The 1,715-nt window shown below is 55.5% G+C and carries 2 protein-coding genes; both read left to right on the top strand.

Annotation, left to right across the window (positions count from 1 at the left end):
* On the top strand, positions 1-248 hold a 248-nt coding region (locus PKH29_12300), incomplete at its 5' end, for a hypothetical protein (protein HNX15620.1).
* A gap of 590 nt (positions 249-838) precedes the next feature.
* Positions 839-1,715 (top strand): hypothetical protein (locus tag PKH29_12295; protein HNX15619.1); only part of this gene is annotated, 877 nt, incomplete at its 3' end.

Genomic DNA, 1,715 nt, shown 5'->3' with positions numbered 1-1,715 from the left:
TCGCGCCGAAACAGATCCTCAAAAACATCCTGCATAAACGTCAGGAGCTCGCCGCGAAACAGGCAAAGGAACAGGCCGAAGCGCAGGCCCGGGCGCAAAAACAGGCGCAGGCGCAAGCGCAAGCCCGGGCAAGGGAAGAGGCCTTGATGCAGCCGCAGCTGTCCCCGGAAGTGATGCAGCAGGTTCAGCAGCTGCGGCAGATGCAGACCGGCGGCGTTTCTTCAATGCCGAACGGTTCGATGATGTAGGGGGCGATATCGGGCGCGGCCCGACTCAATCGCCCGTGAATCCCCCCACCGTTGCAGACGGAAGATGAATTGCTTGCAATTCATCCGGGGAATTCACTCGTGAATTCCCTTCCCCCATTCCCTTTAACAAGGGAGGCAAAGAAAGGAAGGACAAATATGAAATTGCTTATTAGCAAAGGACAATGCGCAAGCTGCACCGACAATCTGACGTTGAAACAAGTATAGCAAAGTGTTATTGAGAAGATCGACGAAGACGATGTGGCAGTGGATGTAAAAATCACACGCGCAGCGTCAGACACAGCAGACGCCGATCATGTAGGGAAGGGTCTTGACTCTTCCGTCGGACCGTGACCGATGCGGGCTCACAGCCCGCGAAAATGCTCCGGTCAACAGCACCTTCGGCGTGAATAAAAGTTTTCAGATTGACATCAATCTTCCGCGAACACGGTTTAAGATCGTGTTCGCTCGGAAAGGTCAAGACCTTTCCCTACAGGAACGGTGAAAAAGCATAACGCTTTTATCATAAAAGGCTGAAAAAGGGTTATCTGTCCGGGAGTTCGCCGCCCAAAACAGAAAAGGAGCTGTAAACGATGTTTGAATTCATGGCTGATAATGCCGGCGATGAAACAGGCGCCGGCGGTAGTGTCGCCGCTACCGTAACCGAACCCGCGGCAGCGCCCGCAACGAGCGGAACCGCGACCGCAGGGGCAACAGCGCCGGAAGCCGCGAAGGCGCCCGAAGCGAACCCGTTCACGGACGGGACCAAAACGGACGGAGCACCGGAAACGCCGGGAACCGAACCGGCCGCGAAGACGACTCCGAAAGAGGTCTCCGACGCAATCAACCGAGCGACAGCGAGATACACGAAGGAGCTTGAACGCTATAAGAAACGCGACGAGGAAACCGCCGCGAACCTGAAAGCGATCGGCCTTCCGGCTGACATCAATCTCGCCGCCGCGCAGATCATGGCAACGGCGAATAATATCCCGTTGTCCGACGCAATTGCAAGGCAGACCGCGTCCCGCGATATGGAGATTCTCGGGAAGGCGGACGCCGCCGAAGTGATCGAAAGCGGAGACATCGAAGCGGAACTTAAACGGCTGGCTGATAAGCCGATCCCGTTGAGAACGCAGCGCGATAAAATCTGCTATCAAGAACTCACGGCCGCGAAGAAACTGAACGACGAGGCCGCCGAACTCTCGAAAGTAGGCGTAGACGTCGAAAAACTCAAAAAAGATTCCGCGTTCGCGGAATTTAACAAGAAATTAAACCCGGAGCTGCCGATTTCGGAGCGGTACGAGCTTTACAAGAAGACAACGACCGCAACACCGGCAGCGACGCCGCCGCCGAGCGTGGCAAGCAAAGGCGGAACGCCGAAGAAAGATTTCTACACGTCCGCCGAAGTCGACCACATGACCCGGGACGAGATCAACGAAAATCTCGAAGTCATTACAAAATCCATGAAAA

It is taken from the genome of Oscillospiraceae bacterium, from assembly GCA_035353335.1.
Lineage (GTDB): Bacteria > Bacillota > Clostridia > Oscillospirales > JAKOTC01 > DAOPZJ01.
This window is presented reverse-complemented; position numbering and strand designations above follow the sequence as displayed.